This window comes from Kitasatospora sp. NPDC023385, from assembly GCF_055664045.1.
Genome location: NZ_JBVOOL010000001.1, coordinates 464,603 through 483,325 on the forward strand (window position 1 = coordinate 464,603; position 18,723 = coordinate 483,325).

Sequence of the window (18,723 nt, forward strand, 5' to 3'; positions counted from 1 at the left end):
CTACCGGTCCGCGCGCAGGGCGCGCGACAGCACCGTCAGCAGCGCGAGCGTCGGCGCCGCGTGGCCGGCCTCGACGGTGCGCAGGTGGGCTTCGGGAAGGCCCGAGCGGGCGGCGAGGTCGGCGATGGTGAGGCCGAGGGCGGTGCGGCGGGCACTAACGGCGCGGGCCAGGTTGTCGGCCGGGTCGCCGTCGGGATGTGCGGGGAAGTCCTCGATCAGCGGGCGGGCGTGGTCCACCGGAGTCTCCTCGTCGGCCTGTGGGGGGCGTGGGGGCGCACAGTTTGACATGCCGTCACCACATCGAAGGGCCAAGGGGCGGTCAAGGTTCCTTGACCGCTCCTTGGCGGCGGAGCGCTCAGGGGTTGGCGCGGATGAGGTCGAGCAGACCCGGGAAGCGCCGGTCGAGGTCGTCGCGGCGGAGGGTGGCCGCGCGGCTGTTGCCGCGGTCCACCTGACGGACCAGACCGGCCTCGCGCAGGACCCGGAAGTGGTGCGTGATCGTGGACTTGGACACCGGCAGGTTGAAGGAGGCGCAGGTGCGCGCCGCCCCTTCGGCCTCGCGCAGCAGGGCGGAGATCACTCCGTAGCGCAGCGGGTCGGCGAGTGCGTTCAGGACCATCCGCAGGTCCATTTCCTCGGTCGAGGGGTGGCCTTCCGGGTCGGGCATCGGATCCTCCATCCGAAAGCATCCTCAGGTATGGGTTGCATCGTACCTCGCCCGCATGGCACCGTAAGGTTCGAAAAATTCCTTACCTGGCCGTTCCGCGGCCGGGCCGAGCCTGGAGTTGTGCCCCATGAGTACGCAGACCACGCCGTCTGCCACGCCGGTGGTGACGGACGGGCAGCAGCCCGGCCGTACGCTCACCCTGGCCGCGGTTCTCCTCGCGGTGTTCGTCGTGCCCATGTCCATCTCCGGCACGGCGGTCGCCCTCCCCGACATCGGCACCAGCACCCACGCCGACCTGGCCCCGCTCCAGTGGGTGGTGAACGCCTTCAACGTGGCCTTCGCCTGCTTCACCCTGGTGTGGGGCTCGATCGCCGACGTCATCGGCCGGGTCAAGGCCTTCGCGGCCGGCGTCGCCGTCTACGCCGTCGCCTCGCTCGCCAGCTCCGTCGCGACCGACGTGCTGTGGCTGGACGCCGCCCGCGCCCTCACCGGCATCGGCGGAGCCGCGATCTTCTCCTGCGGCGCGGCCATCGTCTCCACCGTGTTCGACGGCCCGGCCCGCGCCAAGGCCTTCGCCATGTTCGGCACCATCGCCGGCATCGGCGTCGCCATCGGCCCGTCCCTGGCCGGCGTGCTGGTCCAGGGCCTCGGCTGGCGCTGGGTGTTCGCGGTGCACGCCGTCGCCCTCGCCGCCGTCCTGCTCGCGGTGCCCGCGATCTCCCGCGCGATGCCCTCCGACGCCGGCAGCGGCGGACGGATCGACGTCCCCGGCAGCGCACTGTTCGTCGTCGCCATGGTGCTGCTCACCACCGCCATCGTGCAGGGCTCCCAGTGGGGTTGGGGCAGCGTGGGCGTGATCGGCCTGTTCGTCGGCGCCATCGTCGTCCTGGCCGTCTTCGCCGCCGTCGAGAACCGCAGCGCGCACCCCATGCTGGACCTCAGCGTGCTGCGCAACCGCCGCTTCGTCGGCCTCTGCCTGGTGCCCGTCGCCGCCTCCTTCGGCTTCGTCACCATGCTCACCTACCTGCCGAGCTACCTGACCTCCGTCACCGGACGCGACACCGGCGCCGCCGGCCTGCTGATGCTGCTGCTCACCGCCCCGGTGCTGGTCTTCCCGATGCTCGCCGCCAAGCTGGTCACCCGCGGCGTCCCGGCGCTCACCCTGATCTACATCAGCCTGGCCTGCCTGGTCGTCGGCGACATCGCCCTCACCCTGCTCTCGCCGTCCGTCACCGTCCTGGTGCTCGCCGCGCCGATGCTGATCACCGGCGCCGGCATGGGCCTCTCGGCCGGCCTGGTCGACGGCCAGGCGCTGGAACTCGTCGACCCGGCCAAGGCCGGCATGGCGGCCGGCTTCCTCAACACGCTGCGCCTGGGCAGCGAGGCCATCGCCGTCGCGGTGTACGGCTCCGCGCTGGCCACCGTGCTCAGCACCCGGATCACCGACGGGATCAGCGCCCACGACGGCGCGTCGCAGGCCGACAAGGTCGCCGACCAGGCGGCCGGGGGCGACCTCGCCGGAGCGGCCGACCTGTCCGGCGCCACCGACCACAAGGGCTTCGTGGACTTCCTCGCCAACGCCTACGACTCCGCCTTCCACTCCGTCCTGTGGGGCCTCGCGGCCGTCGGCGTGGTGCTGATCGTCGTGATCGCGGCCATGCTGCGCGGCGGCGGCCAGAAGGCCCAGGCCTGATCCACCGCCCGAACGTCCCGTAAGAACCAACGGCCGCAGCGCCGTTCCGAAACGCGGGAGGGCGGCCACCCCCGGGCCGCCCTCCCGCACCACCCCGAGACCGGGCCCGGCGCCGCAACCCCCGAGCGGCGCCGGGCCCTCACCCATGCGCCGACAGGCCATGCGCCCGAGTCATGGGCGCCGCACATGAGCGCGGCTCATGGCGCGGCTCATGTGTACGGCTCATGTGTACGGCTCATGGGCGCGGCTCGTGAGCGCGGCTCGTGAGCGCGGGGCTGTGAGCAACGCTCATGGGTCAGGCCCATGAGGGCCGCTCATGCCGACCGCCTATGAGCGCCGCTCATGTCGCCAGCGCATGAGCGCGGCTCATCACGACCGTCCATGAACGGAGCTCATGCAGGCCTCCCGTGGCCGCCCCGCCTGACCGCCCCGCCTGACCGCTCCGCCTGAACGCCCCGCACGAGGCCAGCTCATGAGCTCCGCTCATGCCCCCGGCATCCCACCCCGAAAGGACCTCTGACCCCATGGATCCCGCCACCGCCACCCGCGCCCAAGTCGTCGTCGTCGGGGGCGGCCCCGTGGGCATGCTCGTCGCCGCCGAGCTGGGCCACCACGGCGTGTCGACCGTCGTCCTGGAGACCAACCCGGAGACCGTCGACCAGCCCAAGGCCGGCACCCTGCACGCCCGTACCGTCCAGAGCCTGGCCCGACGCGGCCACCTGCGCGCCCACCAGGCCGCCGACGACAGCCTCGCCCGCCAGAACGCCGACGTCTTCCACTTCGCCGGCATGCCCGGTCTGGTCATCACCGCCCCCGGCACCGAGCCCGCCCCCATCTACGGCCGCTCCCAGGCCGACCTGGAACGGGACTTCGAGATCCGGGCCCGCGCCCGTGGCGTCACCGTCCTGCGCGGCCACACCGTCACCGACGTCGTCCAGGGCCCCGACGCCGTCGAGGTCACGGCCGAGGGCCCGGACGGCGTCCGGCAGTTCACCGCCGAGTACGTCGTCGGTGCGGACGGTGCCCGAAGCGGCGTGCGCGACCTGCTGGGCTTCGCCTCCGAGACCCACCCCGCGACCGTTTCCGCCCTGCTCGGCCTGGTCCGGCTGTCCGACCCCTACCGGGTGCCCTCCGGCTGGAACCGCACCCCGCGCGGCTGGACCATCGCGGGCGTCAACCCGTACGGGCACAGCCGGTTCTTCACCATCGACTTCCGCGGCCCGCACCCGTCCCGCCACGCCCCGCTCACGCTCGCCGAGCTCCGCTCCGAGGCCGAGCGCATCCTCGGTCACCCGGTGCCGATGACCGACCCGGTGTTCTTCTCCAAGTTCAACGACTTCTCGCGCGTGGTGTGCGACTACCGCAAGGGCCGGGTCTTCCTGGCCGGCGACGCCGCGCACGTCCACTTCCCGGTCGGCGGCCAGGGCCTCAACCTCGGTCTGCAGGACGCACTCAACCTCAGCTGGAAGCTCGCCCACACCCTGGCCGGGACGGCGGGCAAGGACCTGCTGGACACCTACGGCACGGAGCGCCGCCCGGTCGCCCGCCGGGTGGTCGACAACACCCGCGCCCAACTCGCCCTGATGCGGCCCGACCCGGGCCTGGACCCCCTGCGCGACCTGGTCTCCGAGCTGCTCGGCGTCGAGGGCGCCAACACCCACCTCGGCAACATGATCAGCGCCCAGGACACCGTCTACGCCGCGCGCACCTCGGACGGTTCCCCCTGGGAGGGCCACTTCCTGCCCAACCTCCCCCTCACCACCGAGGACGGCCCCACCGACGTCATCCGCCTGCTGCTGGACGGCCGTCCGGTGCTGCTCCTGCTGGGCGCCGACGAGGAGGCGCACCGCAAGCAGGCCGAGGGCTGGTCGCACCTGCTGCGCATCGTCCGGGCCGACGGCCGGCGCAAGCTCCCCTGGGAGGCCGTCCTGATCCGCCCGGACGGCTACGTCGCCTGGGCCTCCGACGGCGGCCCGCTGGCCGGCACGCTGCGCGAGTGGTTCGGCGAACCGTAGGCCCGGACCGCACCCCGGGCCGCCCGTAGACGCTCGCACGAAGGCCCGCACAGCGCGAAGGCCCGCACAGAAGGAAGCCCGAAGGGCGGGTACGGCTCCCCGTACCCGCCCTTCACGGCTCTCTTCCGGCTCTCTTCCGGATCTCTCCCGGATCTCTCCCTAGGCGACCGCTACCACCGCACCGGCAGCGAGGTGGGCCGCCGCAGTACTGTCCCGTTGTCCCACGGCACCTCCGCGGGCTCGACGGCCAGCGCCAGCGTGGGGAACTCCTGCGCCAGGCGGGTCAGGACGGCGATGATCTCCATCCGGGCCAGTGCCGCGCCCATGCAGTGGTGCATCCCGTACCCGAACTGCAGGTGTCGCTTGGCGGACTGCCGGTCGGGGTCGATGACCAGCGGGTCCGGGAAGACCTCCGGGTCGCGGTTGGCGGCGAAGGCGTCCGGGTAGACGACGCTGCCCTCGGGCACCAGGCCGACGCTCGTCTCCAGGTCCCGGCCCGCGATCCGCGGGAAGGCGGAGATGGTGCCGAGCGGGATCAGCCGGATCAGCTCCTCGGCCAGCCGCGGCGCGATCTCCGGTTCCTCCGCGAGCCGGCGCCACAGCGCCGGGGCGGCGAGCAGCGTGTAGAGCGACTTGGTGAGCACGGACACGATGTTCTGGTCGGCGCCGAGCAGCGACCCGAAGAAGATGCCGGTCAACTCGGCGTCGTCCATGGCCGGTTCGGCGCGGTCGCGGTCGGCCCGGAACTGCTCGATCAGGCCGCCGGGCAGCACCGGCCGGGCGCCGGTGACCAGGTCCTGCACATAGCCGTAGACCTGGTAGAAGTGCTGGACGAGGTCGGGCACGTCCTCGTGGGAGGCGATCTGCACGACTCGGGAGGACGGCCGGAAGTAGTCGACGTCGTCGAGCGGCACCCCGAGGAAGTGGCAGTTGACGGTGATCGGCACCCGGTCGATCAGGTCGCTGAACAGGTCCGGGGACTGGGCCGCGCGCAGCCGCGCGATGCCCTCCTCGATCACCCGGTCGAGCACCGGGCGCAGCCGCTCCACGCCCGTCGCGCTGTAGTCGGCGGAGACGAAGCCGCGCACTCTGGCGTGGTGCGGGGCGTCCAGGTTGAGCAGCAGTTCCTTCGGCATCACCGTGGGCAGGAAGCTCGGTCCGCCCTCGACGTTGGTCTCGGTGCGGCCGGAGGACGGATCGGTGAGCAGCTTGTGGACGTCGGCGTAGCGGGTGAGGTGGACGGCGGGGTGGCCGCTGGGCAGCTCGATCAGCGGCACGCCGTTCGGGCCCGGTTCGGTCAGCGGGAGGAAGGCCGGGACGGGGTCCAGGTGCGGGATGTCCGTGACGGCTACGGTCGTGGACGGGACAACGGTAGTCATGCGTTCTCCGGTTGGACGTGGGGGCATGGGCGCGCGGCCGCGCAAGGCCGGACGCGGCCAAGGGCAGCAAGGCAGCCCGGGAGCGGTCGGGTGCGCGCAGGCGCCGGCCAGGTTCGGTCAGGAGCGGTCAGGTGAGCGCAGGCAGCCCGATCAGACCGGTCAGCTCCCGGACGGCCTGGGCGCTGTTGCGGAAGTGCACCGCGCGCCAGCCGCAGCGTCGGGCGGCGACGCAGTTCTCGGGGAGGTCGTCGATCAGCACGCACTCCTCCGCCGCCACCCCCGCCTCCTTCTCGGCGAGCCGGAAGATCTCGGGATCGGGCTTGCGGTACCCGACCTTGCAGGAGTCGACGATGCAGTCGATCTCGCCGGCCGGGGCCACGATGGCCTGCCAGTACGGCTCCCACTCCAGGACGTTGTTGCTGAGGATGCCGACCCGGAAGCCGTGCTCCTTGGCGTGCCGCACGGTCGCGGTCATCACCGGGTTGGCGTTGACGCCTTCGAACCACTGCTCGCCGAAGCGCTCGAAGCGGGCGCGGGTCAGGTCGATGCCCGGGTTCGCGTCCCGCAGGACGCGGACCATGGACTCGCCCCACTCGGCTTCGGTGAGCATGGCGAGTTCGATGGGCGCGAGCGGTTCGACGCCGAGTTCGCCGGCGACCGCGCCCAGGGCGGTCTTCAGCTGGCGCGGGGTGATGCCGGTGCGGGCGTGGTACGAGTCGAAGAGGTCGTCCAGCGGCGGCGAGAGCACACCGCCGAAGTCGAACCAGATCATGGGTTTGGTCATTGCAGCGTCTCCTTGCGGTGCTCGGTGGTGGCGCCCGGCGGCACGCTCACTGACGCGCTCACAGTCGTGTTCCCTGACGCGTTAGTCGGAGCGCTCAGCGGTGTGCTCAGCCGTGGCGGGATCAGACGCTGGCCGCGGCATAGGAGAAACGATTCTCCAGAGCCCCGGTGATCGGGCTGGTACGGGCGAGGTGCACCCGGGCCCGCGCGATCTGCTCGTCCTCCTGCACCATGGCGATCTCGAACGCGACGGTGTCCGCCGCCGGCGACTCCACGACCCTCACGACGCAGTCCGTCGGCAGCTCGAACTCGCCGAAGCGGGTGAAGTCCGTCTCCACCCGGGCGAGGAGGAGGCTGCGCGGGGAGAGCCCGAACAGCTCCTGCGCCGCGTACATCGCGGACTGCCGGAACCCCTCGAAGATCAGCGCACCCGGGAGGTGGTCCAGCGGGTGGTCGAACAGTGCCGGGTTGCCCTGGTCCACGACGACCTGGGCCCGCAGCTCGTGGTCCCTCACCTCGACGCCGGCCAGCACGACGTTCTGCCCCGAGGCGCGGCCGACGGAGATCGACGGCACCCGGCGGCCGGTGTGGTGCGGACGGGCCGGGGTGAGCGCGAGGGCGGCACGGCCCTTGTCACGCATCCGGTCCCAGGCCGCGCCCGGCATCCACTGGCAGACGGTGCGCATGGTGGCGGCCTCGTTGCCGTCCACCGCGAGGACCAGGTCGAGGGTGCTGCCGGTGACGGCGCCGTTCCGGTGCTTGAGGTCGGCCTGGTGGGCCCGGATCTCGGCGTGGCCGGGGCGCGGGCCGATCCGCAGCGCCTCCGGGTCGGTGATGACGAGCTCTCCGCCGACGAAGATGAACTTGTTGTCCAGCGGGGCGTCGAGGAACGTGTGCGCGGCGTAGATGGAGGCCTGCCGGAAGACCTCGACCAGCAGCAGCGGGTCGTAGGCGGCGGGCGCGGTGACGTTGTCGCTGTAGTAGCTGTGCACCCGCGGCAGCTGCGCGGCGATGAGGTACTCGTCCTCGGCGACACGGGCCGAGTCGGTGAGGAAGACCTCACAGACGGCGGCCCGGTGGACGGTGGCGCGCGGGACGGTGTTCGAGTAAGTGAGAGTACCGTCCAGGATTGCGGACATGACTGAGCTTCCCCCTTTGGGCTCCTGCATGTAGGTACCCCTCCGATCGGAGGTGCGAGCGTGATCGTACCTCTGTTCGGAGCGAGGTTACTGTGGCGTAGACCACGTGGAAGCGAACAGGTGTGTTAACACCTTGTGTGAGCCGCGTTGCAGGGATCACCCCAGGTCATCGAGCCGCGACCCTGAGTACGCCAACGGCCCGCCGCATGGCGACGGGCCGTTCGCACAACGTCGGACAACAGGCCCAGGGTCAGCCCAGCGGCAGCTCCAGGCACGCCTCGCTGCCGTTCTGCGAACCGATCGTGGTGGTGCTGCCGTCCACGCTCGCGAAGGAGTACAGCGGATCCCGGCTGTTCACCACCAGGGCGAGGCGGTGCCCGGCCGGCAGGTCGTAGGCGACGGCCTGCAGCTCCCAGCCGACGGCGCAGTTGACGTTCGGCGTCAGCTCGGTCGCGGTGTACGGCTCGTGGGTGACGATCCGCGCGGTGCCGTCCGGGGCGACGTCGAACAGGTAGGCCACCAGCGTCGTGGCGTCGGCGGTGCTGCGCACCGTGAGCCGGACGGTCGCGGCGCCACGGATCCGGCGGGCCACCTCGCCGTCCGGCCCGGTCAGCGGGTCGGTCGACCAGACCAGCAGCTGCGCGCGGTCGAACTTCGCCACGTCGTAGGCCTTCGGGTTGCCGAACCACTCCTGCTGCCCGGTCGCCATGAGGGCGTCCACCGCGACGGCCTCGGTCGGGTTGCCGGCGGTGAAGTCCCGGGACCACCCCGTGGTCGGCTTCTCGACCAGCGCCCCGTCACCGGTGCCGCCGGTGCCGGTGAGGTGCCAGGTCTCACTGCCGGTGGTGACATCGTCCCAGGTCGGGCGCGGTTCGCGGCGCGCCGGTACGGTGATCAGCCGGGTACCGCCGGGGATGGCGAGGGTCCGGTAGGTGAACATCGACTGGTTGTTCACCTCCGGCCAGGTCGGCACGTCGTTGTCCACGCCGAGCAGGTAGTGGTCCAGCCAGTCGTAGGCCTCCCGGATCGGCACCGCCAGCCCCGGGAACGGCACACCACCGAGCAGACCGGCCAGGCCCGGGCCCTCGGGGGCGCCGTGGTCGCCGATCCACATGTTCAGCCGCTTCGGCACGGTGAGCTGCTGGAACGTGTCGACCACCGAGCCGACCGGGAACAGCGTCTCGTGCCAGGTGTTCGAGATGAACGTCGGGATGCCGCGCTCGTTGGTGGCGTCGGTGTACGACTGCGGGGAGCGCTCGGTGCCCCATTCGACCACCGCGTGCAGCCTCTCCCCGCTGAGGAAGTCCTTGAGGAGTTGCTGCGTGCCCTCGTCGAACTTGTCCTCCAGCGGGCCGCCGGTGAAGCCGATCAGCGCCTGGACGGCCGCCAGGTGCCGGGTGTCGTTGTGGAGCAGGCTGGTGGCCAGGTTGCCCCAGGTGCTCAGCGCGACGACGGCGGAGACCCGGTCACCCGGGTCGTGCGCCGCGACCAGCTGGCTGATCCCGGATCCGTACGACTCGCCCAGGAAGCCGATGCGGGACGGGCTGAAGTACTCCTGCGCGAAGTCGATGACCGCCGAGCCGTCGGCCCAGTCGTCGGGCCCGGCGACGTCGATGAAGCCCTCGGACGTGGACAGCCACCCCGCGATGCCGATACCGCGCGGCGTGTAGGCCAGCACGTGGTAGCCGCGCCGCGCGAGCGTGAGGTAGGCGTAGAGGAACGGCAGCCAGCCGAACGGGTTCCAGCCGGCCGGCATGATCACGACCGGGTGCGGACCGTCGCCGTTCAGCTTGATGCTGAGCGCCGACAGGCTGATGCCGTCCGGTGCGGTGATCCGGGGCAGCTCGATCGTGGCCGCCCGCCGGACGCCGTCCACCAACTCCCTCAGCTCCGCGGGAAGCTCGACGGCCGCCTCGCCCCGGAGGGCCGCCAGCAGCGCCTGCGCGACGTCGACGGCCGCCGGATTGACGGCGAGGCCGTCGCCCCACATTCCATTGGTGGCAATGTCGGTGAGTGTCGCGTCGGAAATCGACGGGGTCTGGTCGGTCATGCGGAACCACCTTCTCGCGAACGGATACCGAAGCGGGTCTTGGCCATCAGGGCACGAACGAAACTGATGTTCCGCCAGCTTCACCCGAACGAGCGCGGTGGAGCGGGACGTCGGCCCACCCTGCGTCGCTCGCCTCCTTACGCGGGCGGACGGTCACCTGCGATGGTGGTGAACGTCAGCCCCGGCCCCCGGTGGATCGGCTCGACGGCGGCGGCCGAAACCGGCGCTCCGACAGAGCCGGCCGTGAACCCCCGGGCGCCGAGGCCGCGTTCGGACCAGAGACAGCGCAAGTCCAGCCGATCGGAAGGCCAAAGGAGCCACGCCATGGGCATCGCACGTCGTGATCTTCTCAAGTGGGGCGCGGGAGTCGGCGGCGCAGCCGCCCTCGGAGGCATCGCCCTGCCGTCCACCGCCTGGGCCGCCGCGCGCACCACCCCGCGCGGACTGCCGACCGACGGCTGGATGGGCCGGCTGAACAGCAGCGTTCCCCTGCTCAACCTCACCATCCCGGGCACCCACGACTCGTGCTGCGAGAACCCCAACTACGGCACCGAGTGGTCGCACACCCAGAACTGGGGCATACCGCAGCAGTTGCAGGAGGGCGTCCGCTTCCTCGACATCCGCTGCAACGGCCTGCAGGGCGCGCCCAACGAGCTCGGGATCTACCACTCCGACAACTACCAGTACATCCGGCTCCAGGACGTGCTCAACCAGTGCAGGTCCTTCCTGCAGGCGCACCCGACCGAGACCGTCCTGATGCGCCTCAGGAACGAGCGGGCCGGCGGGCAGTCCCTCGGCGACGACGAGTTCATGCGGCGGGTCAACTACTACTTCAACGAGCTCGGCTTCCGGAGCCTGTTCCACTTCTACGGGTGGCCGACGCTCGGCACCGCCCGGGGAAAGGTCGTCCTGATCGCCGACTTCGCCAACCCGTGGGGCCTGATCAACTGGTCCAGCGGCCAGAACGAGTACTTCGACACCCAGGACGCCTGGGAGATCAGCGGCAGCGACCCGCTGGGCAGGAAGGGGCAGCTCATCGTCGCCCAGTTCGACAAGGCCTTCCTCAACCCGAACTACTCGAAGATGTTCGTCAACTTCCTCAGCTACGCCGGCGGTTACTGGCCGAAGCGCAGCTCCCAGGACCTCATGGACCACGCCATCTACCCGTACCTGAACGCCCGCACCCAGCAGCGCGCCCGGTTCGGCATCGTGCCGATGGACTTCCCGGACTTCCACGTCAACGTGCTGCAGATGCTGATCGACAAGAACTTCGTCTAGGCGCCCGGGGAGTGGGATGTCGGACCCGCCGACTTCCCACTCCCCCGATGCTCACAGCAATTGCCTGAGGGAACTGCCCTGCCTGGTGGGCGAAGCATCGCGGGCAACGCATCGCAGGCGCTGCCTCTCAGCGCGATCGACCCGCGCCCGCCGCGCCTCGGGTGAGCGGGCCGCCCCCGCCGAGTACATCAGCCCAGGGATGTAAACCCGTGGGCCAATGTGCGGTGACGGATGATCAGTCGACGGGTTGATGTCGCCCACCGGCCCCGCGTGACAGCGTTCCGCACATGGACACCACGCCGTTCGCAAGCCGTACCGGACTGACGCGCCGCCGCATGATGGGCGCCGCCCTGGCCATGGGTGCCGCCGTGCCGCTCGGCGTCGCCGACACCGCCTGGGGCGCCCCTGGCCCTTCCGGCAGCCCGGCCACGCCCACCGGCTCCGCCGCTGGCCCCACCCGGCTCACCCTCCCCGCGCCCACCGGGCCCTGCCCCGTGGGCATGGTGCCGCTCCACCTGCGCGACGACTCGCGCCCCGACCCGATCGCCGGACCCGGCCGGTACCGCGAGCTGATGGCCACCGTCTGGTACCCGGCCCGGAGCGCCGACGCCACCGCCTATCCGCTCGCCCCGTGGATGGCCGACGGCGCCCTGCGTGCCTTCCTCACCGACGTCGGCTTCCCGCTCGACCCCGCCGCCGGCCCGCTCACCTCCGGCCACCAGGGCGCGCCCGTCCACCGAAGCGGCCACCGGCTGCCCGTCGTCGTCTTCTCGCACGGCTCGGGCAGCCACCGCGGCGACCACACGGTCATCTGCCAGGAGCTCGCCAGCCACGGCTACGCCGTCGTCACCGTCGACCACACCCACGACTGCTTCACCGAGTTCCCCGACGGCACCGTCTCCGCCCCGGCCGACAACGTCCCGATGGCACCGAAGGACTATGCCGCCGACCTCCGCTTCCTGCTCGACTGCGTCGACGACCTCGCGGCCGGCCGCAACCCCGACGTCGACCGGCGCGCCCTCCCGGCCGGACTGCTCGGCGGCCTCGACCCGGACACCGTCGGCGCGTTCGGCTGGTCCAAGGGCGGCACCGCCACCGCCCTCGCCATGGCCGCCGACCGGCGCATCCGCGCCGGACTCGCCATCGACGGACCGATGATCTCCAACCCCGCCCCCAGCACCGACCTAGACCGGCCGTTCATGATGATGACCGCCGTCTGGGCCCGGGCGGTCAACCCCGCCGCCGAGACGTTCTGGAACCACCTGCGCGGCTGGCGCCTCGACATCCAGGCCACGGGCGCCATCCACTCCTCGTACGGCGACAACATGACGCTGATCCCGCAGGCGGGAAAGCTGCTCGGCATGACCGAGCAGCAGATCCAGTCCCAGGTCGGCACCCTCGACCCCGACCGCGGCATCCGTATCCAACAGGCCTACCCGGTCGCCTTCTTCGACCTGCACCTGCGCCACCGCGGCCACCACCTGCTCGACGGACCGTCGCAGGCCTTCCCGGAGGTCGTCTTCCACCCGTAGGCCGTGCGCCTCGGTTGTGCGCGTCGGCGCGCTTCGTTCTTGCGCTTCGGCCCGTACGCGTGCGCAGTGGGATCGGTGGACGGGCGGCCGCCACGGGGGTGCGGCCGCCCCTCACCGAGCACCGAGTCCCGCCGGCCGGGGCCTGCGAGGGCTCGGTGCCTGGCTCAGCCGGCTCAGGCCCGAATGCCCTGGGTGGCGACGGCGGTGGGCGGGGTGGTACTGCCTGCGGTGGTGCCGAGGGTGTGCTCGACCTTGGCAACGGCGGTGCGGTACTGCATCGACGCGGTCTGGGACGAGGCACCCTCGCGCTGGAAGTAGCCGAAGGCCATCGCGACCGTGCCGAAGCGCTCGATGCCGATGAAGGCGTTGAGCTGGACGCCGGCCAGGGTGCCGTCGAGGCGGACGGCGGGGGCGTCCTGGCGGTCGCCGAGGATGACGGGGGTGACGGTGAAGGTCACCGTGTCCTCGGTGCCGGCGTTGAAGGTGATGGTGTGGCAGGTCCGGAAGGCGTCGGCCGCGGTGTTGAAATCGGCGGCGAGCTGGTCGGGCGCCTCGGCGGCGAGGGCCTCGGTCACCATCGGATTGCCGTCGGGGCCGTCGAGTTCGGTCTCGGCGCGCGGGTTCGCGGGACCGGTCTGGGTGGCGTGCACGTTGACGAGTGCGCTGAGCGCGTCGCAGCCGGTGACCGGGGTCGGGTTGGCGCCCGGGCTCGGGCTCTCCGTGGCGGGCGCCTCGGTGAAGTTCGGGCCGAGGTCGGCCGCGGTGAGAAGGGCCGACTTCAGCTGGTCGGCGGAGGGCAGGTCCTGGGCGGGCGCTGCCGACGCCAGGTGAGCCGGGCCCAGGGCGACCGCCAGGACGACGGCCGCGGCGGTGACGGCGTGGAGAGGCCTCGAAAGAGACATGCGAGCCCCCGGTCGAGAGTCGGGCAGGGACGGCAACCAGTGTCCCACCGGGGGCCGGTCGAGGCGCGCGGGCGCGAATCGCCGCAGGTCACGGCCGCTTCGGCTGGTATGGGCGGGCTCATGCAGTGGGTACGCGCAGGCCTCATGGGAGGCCCACCATGAGCGGGTCGCATGGCGGCGCGCGATGAGCACGACTCACGGCCAAACGCGCGATGAGCAGGTTTCATGGCGAAGGTCATGAGCAAGTCTCATACCGGCGCACCATGAGCGGGTCTCATGACGGAGCGCGATGAGCGCGCCTCATGACGAAGGCCATGAGCAGGTCCCATCCCATGCCGCGTACATGAGCGGGTCTCATGCCGAACCCGATGAGCCGGCCTCATCGAACGACAGGGCGTCGAGCGTCTCGGCGAGCCACTCCACCCAGAAGGTCTCCAGCCCGATCCCGGCTCGTAGCACCGCGTGCTGGAGCCGGTTCTCCCCGCCCGCCTTCTCCGCCGGGAAGTCCCGCCGCTCGATCTCCAGGTAGTCGGCCAGCTGCGCACGGTGGAGCGCCAGGTGGCGCTCCAGCTCGGCCGGCAGGCCGTCCGCGCCGACCACCGCCGCCGACCGCAGCCGCAGCAGCAGCGGCTCCCGGACGGCGCGCGGCGCGGCGCCCTCGGCCGTCCAGCGGGCCAGTTCGACGCGGCCTTCCGGCAGGACTTCGTACTCCTTCTTCTGCCCGCGCACCGGCCCGTCCGGTTGGAGGGCCCGGATGTGCCCGGAGGCCTCCAGCCGGCCCAGCTCGCGGTAGATCTGCTGGTGGGTGGCGGGCCAGAAGAAGCCGATCGACTTGTCGAACCGCCTGGTCAGCTCAAGCCCCGAGGACGGCTTCTCCAGCAGGGCGGTGAGAATGGCGTGCGGCAGCGACATGGCGACGATCCTAGAGGCGCCTGAGCGGGGCCGGATGGGTGCGCCCATGAGCAGGTCGCATACACGCGCCCCATGAGCAGGTCAGATGGAAGCGGCCAGTTCGGTACCCTGCTTGATGGCCCGCTTGGCGTCCAGTTCGGCGGCCAGGTCGGCCCCGCCGATCAGGTGCACGGCCAGGCCGCGCTCGCGCAGCGCCTCGTACAGGTCGCGGCGCGGCTCCTGTCCGGTGCAGAGCACCACGGTGTCGACGGGCAGCAGCTGCCGCTCGCCGTCCACGGTGATGTGCAGGCCGGTGTCGTCGATCAGGTCGTACGTCACGCCGGGGACCATCACCACGCCGCGGTGCTTGAGTTCGGTGCGGTGGATCCAGCCGGTGGTCTTGCCGAGCCCGGCACCGACCTTGGTGGTCTTGCGCTGCAGCAGGTGGACGCTGCGCGGAGGCTTCGGACGCTCGGGGGCTCGCAGGCCGCCGCGCTCGCGGTACTCCGGGTCGATGCCCCACTTCGCCTGGAACACCGGCGGGTTGAGGCTCGCCTCGTCTCCCTGGTCGGTGAGGAACTCGGCCACGTCGAAGCCGATACCACCCGCGCCGAGGATGGCGACCCGCTCGCCGACGGGGGCGCCGTCGCGCAGCACGTCGAGGTAGCTGAGCACGCTCGGGTGGTCGATTCCCGGGATGTCGGCGGGGGTTCGCGGGCTGACGCCGGTCGCGAGGACGATGTGGTCGTAGCCTTCCCCGGCCAGTTGCCCGGCGGTGGCGGTGGTCCCAAGCCGCAGCGTGACGCCCGTCTCGGCGAGCCGGGTGCGGTAGTAGCGCAGCGTCTCGGCGAACTCCTCCTTGCCGGGGATGCGCCGGGCGATGTCGAGCTGTCCGCCGACCGCGTCGGCGGCGTCGTAGAGCGTGACCTCGTGGCCGCATTCGGCGGCGGAGACCGCGAAGGCGAGGCCGGCCGGCCCGGCCCCGACGACGCCGACGCGCTTGCGCACCTTGGTCGGCGCGAGGACGAGTTCGGTCTCGTGGCAGGCGCGCGGGTTGACCAGGCAGGAGGTGATCTGCAGGCTGAAGGTGTGGTCCAGGCAGGCCTGGTTGCAGCCGACGCAGGTGTTGATGGCATCGGCGCGGTCGTCGCGCGCCTTGGCGACGAAGTCGGCGTCGGCGAGCAGCGGGCGGGCCATCGAGACCAGGTCCGCGCTGCCCTCGGCGAGCAGCCGTTCGGCGATCTCGGGGGTGTTGATGCGGTTGGTGGTGACCAGCGGGATGCCGACCTTGCCCATGACCTTCTTGGTCACCCAGGCGAAGGCGCCGCGCGGCACCGAGGTGGCGATGGTCGGGATGCGGGCCTCGTGCCAGCCGATGCCGCTGTTGATGACGGTGGCGCCAGCGGCCTCGACGGCCTGGGCGAGCTGGACCACCTCGTCCAGGGTGGAGCCGCCGGGCACCAGGTCGAGCATGGAGAGGCGGTAGACGATGATGAAGTCCTCGCCGACCCGTTCGCGGACCCGCCGGACGATCTCCACCGGGAAGCGCATCCGCCGCTCGTACGGGCCGCCCCACTCGTCCTCGCGGTGGTTGGTCGCGGCGACGATGAACTCGTTGATCAGGTAGCCCTCGGAGCCCATCACCTCGACGCCGTCGTACCCGGCGCGGCGGGCGAGTTCGGCGCAGCGGGCGAAGTCCTCGATGGTCTGCTCGACCTGCTCGGCGGTGAGCTCGTTGGGTACGAAGGGGCTGATCGGGGCCTGCAGGGCGCTGGGGGCGACCAGGTCGCGGTGGTAGGCGTAGCGGCCGAAGTGCAGGATCTGCAGGGCGATCTTCCCGCCGGCGGCGTGCACCGCGTCGGTGACCACGCGGTGCTTGTCGGCCTCCTCCTCGGTGGTCAGCATCGCGCCGCCCTCCCAGGGGCGCCCGGCCTCGTTGGGGGCGATGCCGCCGGTGACGATCAGGCCGACGCCGCCGCGGGCACGCTCGGCGTAGAACGCGGCCATCCGCTCGTACCCGCCGGGGGCCTCCTCCAGGCCGACGTGCATCGAGCCCATGATCACGCGGTTGGGCAGGGTGGTGAAGCCGAGGTCGAGTGGGCTGAGCAGGTGCGGGTAGCGGCTGCTGCCGGGGGTGGCGCTCATCGACGTCTCCTGGGGCGCGGGCTTGATGTCGTGGTTACCGCAGGGTAGGGGACGGGCCGAACGCTGTGCAACTAGTTGCATAAAGCGGGGGGCTACCCGAACGGGGCACGGGCGGAGGGCGAGCCGCGTATCGTCGTGTCCCGGACATCGCAAGCTCGGACACCGCAGGTTCGGACGTCACCAGCTCGACATCGCACGTTCGGACCTAACCGACACACGTCACAGGCGCGGGAATCGCAGGCTCGGGAGAGGAGGCGGCTGTGCGGGGTGGCTCGGTGGCCGTGGTCGGGGGCAGCATCGCCGGGAGCGCGTTCGCCGGGGCCGCCGCCCGGTTGGGCGCGGAACGAGTCGTGGTGCTGGAACGCAGCCCTGGACGGCTGGAGGACCGCGGCGTGGGGATCTGCACCCACAACGACCGCTTCGACGAACTGGTCCGCGCCGGGCACCTCGCCGAGGACACCCGCCGCCACCGCCTCACCGTCCGCCGCTGGATCACCCGCGGACCGGCCGACGGCGGCGACGGCCCGGACGGGCGCGGGCGGCTGCTCTGGCACCAGCCCTTCCCGTTCCACTCCCACCACTGGGCCGGGCTCTGGCAGGCGTTGCGCGAACGGACGCCCGAGCAGGTCGAGTTCCGGCTGGGCACGACCGTCACCGCGGTCGGCGGCGACGACGAGGGCGCCTGGGTCGAGGAACCCGACGGCGGCCGCCACGCGTACGACCTGGTGATCGGCGCCGACGGCTACCGCTCGGTGGTGCGCACCGCCGTCTGCCCACAGGCCGCACCCGAGTTCGCCGGATACGTGTGCTGGCGCGGCAGCTACGACGCCGCACTGCTGGCGGAACTGCCCGGCGGGGCCGCGGTCTGGCCGGAGGAGGAGTGCATCACCGTCTGCTATCGGGGCGGCCAGGTCGTGATCTACCGCATCCCCGGTCTCGACCCGGGCAGCACCCAGGTGAACTGGGTCTTCTACGCGCCCACCCCGACCTGGCTGCGCCCGGACGGCCCGGCCGGCATCCCGGCCGGCGCCCTCACCGACGGCCGTCTGGACGAGCTGCGGCAGCTCGCCGAACGGCACCTGCCGCCGTACTGGGCCGGGCTGGTCACGCTGACCCCGCGCGAACGGACCTTCCTGCAGCCCGTCTACGACCTGGCGACCCCGCGCCGCACGGCCGGTCGGCTCCTCATCGGCGGCGACGCGGCCACGGTCGTGCGCCCGCACAACACCAGCGGCGCCGTGAAGGCCCTGCAGGACGTCCACGCCTTCGAACAGGCAGGGCGCACGGGCGGCTCCTGGTCCGCGCTGCTGTCCGCTTACGACCGAGAACGGAGCGCGGTCGGGCGGGAGTTGGTGAGCCTGGGCCGGACGCTCGGCCGAGCGCAGGTCACCGACGCACCGGACTGGGCCGCCATGGACGAGCCGGCGATGACCGCCTGGTGGCAGCACCAGCTCACCGGCAGCGGGGGTTTCGGCGGCCACGCGCTCGACCGGACCGAGCCTTCCTCGTGACCGCCGGAACCCCGCACTAATCGGACAGCGTCAGACGTCAGCGATCAAACGTCAGACGTCAGACGTCACAGATCAGACGCCGACGATCAAACGTTGACGCCGTAGTCGGTCGCGATGCCGCGCAGACCCGAGGCGTAGCCCTGGCCGATGGCGCGGAACTTCCACTCGGCGCCGTTGCGGTACAGCTCACCGAAGACCATCGCGGTCTCGGTCGAGGCGTCCTCGGTCAGGTCGTAGCGCGCGATCTCCTGGCCGTTGGCCTGGTTGACGATCCGGATGAACGCGTTGCGGACCTGGCCGAAGTTCTGCAGCCGGGCGTCGGCGTCGTAGATCGACACCGGGAACACCACCTTGGTCACGTCGGCCGGCACCCGGTCGAGCTCGACCTTGATCTGCTCGTCGTCGCCGTCGCCGCCACCGGTCAGGTTGTCGCCGCTGTGCTCGACCGAACCGTCCGGGCTGCGAAGGTTGTTGAAGAAGACGAAGTGCTGGTCCGAGATCACCTTGCCGAGCGCGTTGCACAGCAGTGCACTGGCGTCCAGGTCGTAGTCGGCCCCGGTGGTGGTGCGCACGTCCCAGCCGAGACCGACGATCACGGCGCTCAGACCGGGCGCCTCCTTGCTCAGCGAGACGTTGCCGCCCTTGGCCAGCGAAACTCCCACAATGCCCTCCTCGGATCTCCCTGCAAACGAATCTACAACACTGTAGAGATCACGAGAATCCGTCTGCAGGCGGGCT

General features: G+C 71.5%; 15 protein-coding genes. 5 read left to right on the forward strand and 10 right to left on the reverse strand.

Annotated features, from left to right (window positions below):
* Positions 1 to 237 (reverse strand): helix-turn-helix domain-containing protein, encoded by a 237-nt coding sequence (locus tag AC0B61_RS02040; protein ID WP_471738648.1) that lies wholly within the window; start codon positions 235 to 237, stop codon positions 1 to 3.
* 118 nt (positions 238 to 355) lie between these two features.
* On the reverse strand, positions 356 to 667 hold the full coding sequence (locus tag AC0B61_RS02045; protein ID WP_030238233.1) for an ArsR/SmtB family transcription factor: 312 nt from the start codon (positions 665 to 667) through the stop codon (positions 356 to 358).
* A 127-nt stretch (positions 668 to 794) separates the two neighbouring features.
* Here AC0B61_RS02045 and AC0B61_RS02050 point away from each other — a divergent pair, with 127 nt between their 5' ends.
* Positions 795 to 2,360, forward strand: a complete 1,566-nt coding sequence (locus tag AC0B61_RS02050) for an MFS transporter (protein WP_471738649.1) — start codon at positions 795 to 797, stop codon at positions 2,358 to 2,360.
* A 524-nt stretch (positions 2,361 to 2,884) separates the two neighbouring features.
* Positions 2,885 to 4,375 (forward strand): FAD-dependent monooxygenase, encoded by a 1,491-nt coding sequence (locus tag AC0B61_RS02055; RefSeq protein WP_471738650.1) that lies wholly within the window; start codon positions 2,885 to 2,887, stop codon positions 4,373 to 4,375.
* 170 nt (positions 4,376 to 4,545) lie between these two features.
* On the opposite strand, the gene AC0B61_RS02060 is transcribed toward AC0B61_RS02055, so the two are convergent.
* The 4 genes from AC0B61_RS02060 to AC0B61_RS02075 all read right to left on the reverse strand — a co-directional run bounded on the left by AC0B61_RS02060 (position 4,546) and on the right by AC0B61_RS02075 (position 9,726).
* The gene (locus AC0B61_RS02060; RefSeq protein ID WP_471738651.1) at positions 4,546 to 5,754 is read right to left on the reverse strand and encodes a cytochrome P450; all 1,209 of its coding nucleotides are present in this window, start codon (positions 5,752 to 5,754) and stop codon (positions 4,546 to 4,548) included.
* A gap of 127 nt (positions 5,755 to 5,881) precedes the next feature.
* Complete coding sequence (locus AC0B61_RS02065; RefSeq protein ID WP_471738652.1) at positions 5,882 to 6,538, reverse strand: HAD family hydrolase; 657 nt, start codon at positions 6,536 to 6,538, stop codon at positions 5,882 to 5,884.
* A 121-nt stretch (positions 6,539 to 6,659) separates the two neighbouring features.
* Entirely contained in the window at positions 6,660 to 7,676 is a 1,017-nt protein-coding gene (locus AC0B61_RS02070) for a ScbA/BarX family gamma-butyrolactone biosynthesis protein (protein WP_471738653.1), read from the reverse strand.
* Positions 7,677 to 7,926: 250 nt separating this feature from the next.
* Positions 7,927 to 9,726, reverse strand: a complete 1,800-nt coding sequence (locus AC0B61_RS02075; RefSeq protein WP_471738654.1) for an alpha/beta fold hydrolase — start codon at positions 9,724 to 9,726, stop codon at positions 7,927 to 7,929.
* 324 nt (positions 9,727 to 10,050) lie between these two features.
* On the opposite strand from AC0B61_RS02075, the gene AC0B61_RS02080 reads away from it, so the two are divergent.
* Together AC0B61_RS02080 and AC0B61_RS02085 are read left to right on the forward strand one after the other, a co-directional pair.
* The gene (locus AC0B61_RS02080) at positions 10,051 to 11,004 is read left to right on the forward strand and encodes a phosphatidylinositol-specific phospholipase C (RefSeq protein ID WP_471738655.1); all 954 of its coding nucleotides are present in this window, start codon (positions 10,051 to 10,053) and stop codon (positions 11,002 to 11,004) included.
* Between the two features lie 287 nt (positions 11,005 to 11,291).
* Complete coding sequence (locus tag AC0B61_RS02085; protein ID WP_471738656.1) at positions 11,292 to 12,536, forward strand: alpha/beta hydrolase family protein; 1,245 nt, start codon at positions 11,292 to 11,294, stop codon at positions 12,534 to 12,536.
* 173 nt (positions 12,537 to 12,709) lie between these two features.
* On the opposite strand, the gene AC0B61_RS02090 is transcribed toward AC0B61_RS02085, so the two are convergent.
* From AC0B61_RS02090 to AC0B61_RS02100, 3 genes are all read right to left on the reverse strand, one after another.
* Positions 12,710 to 13,438, reverse strand: coding sequence for a hypothetical protein (locus tag AC0B61_RS02090; protein WP_471738657.1), 729 nt, complete (start codon positions 13,436 to 13,438; stop codon positions 12,710 to 12,712).
* Between the two features lie 354 nt (positions 13,439 to 13,792).
* Positions 13,793 to 14,350, reverse strand: coding sequence for a PadR family transcriptional regulator (locus AC0B61_RS02095; RefSeq protein ID WP_471738658.1), 558 nt, complete (start codon positions 14,348 to 14,350; stop codon positions 13,793 to 13,795).
* 81 nt (positions 14,351 to 14,431) lie between these two features.
* Complete coding sequence (locus tag AC0B61_RS02100) at positions 14,432 to 16,474, reverse strand: oxidoreductase (RefSeq protein WP_471738659.1); 2,043 nt, start codon at positions 16,472 to 16,474, stop codon at positions 14,432 to 14,434.
* A gap of 260 nt (positions 16,475 to 16,734) precedes the next feature.
* Here AC0B61_RS02100 and AC0B61_RS02105 point away from each other — a divergent pair, with 260 nt between their 5' ends.
* Entirely contained in the window at positions 16,735 to 17,985 is a 1,251-nt protein-coding gene (locus tag AC0B61_RS02105) for an FAD binding domain-containing protein (RefSeq protein WP_471738660.1), read from the forward strand.
* Positions 17,986 to 18,071: 86 nt separating this feature from the next.
* Here AC0B61_RS02105 and AC0B61_RS02110 read toward each other — a convergent pair whose 3' ends face one another.
* Positions 18,072 to 18,647, reverse strand: a complete 576-nt coding sequence (locus tag AC0B61_RS02110; protein WP_471738661.1) for a TerD family protein — start codon at positions 18,645 to 18,647, stop codon at positions 18,072 to 18,074.
* Between the last annotated feature and the right edge of the window lie 76 nt (positions 18,648 to 18,723).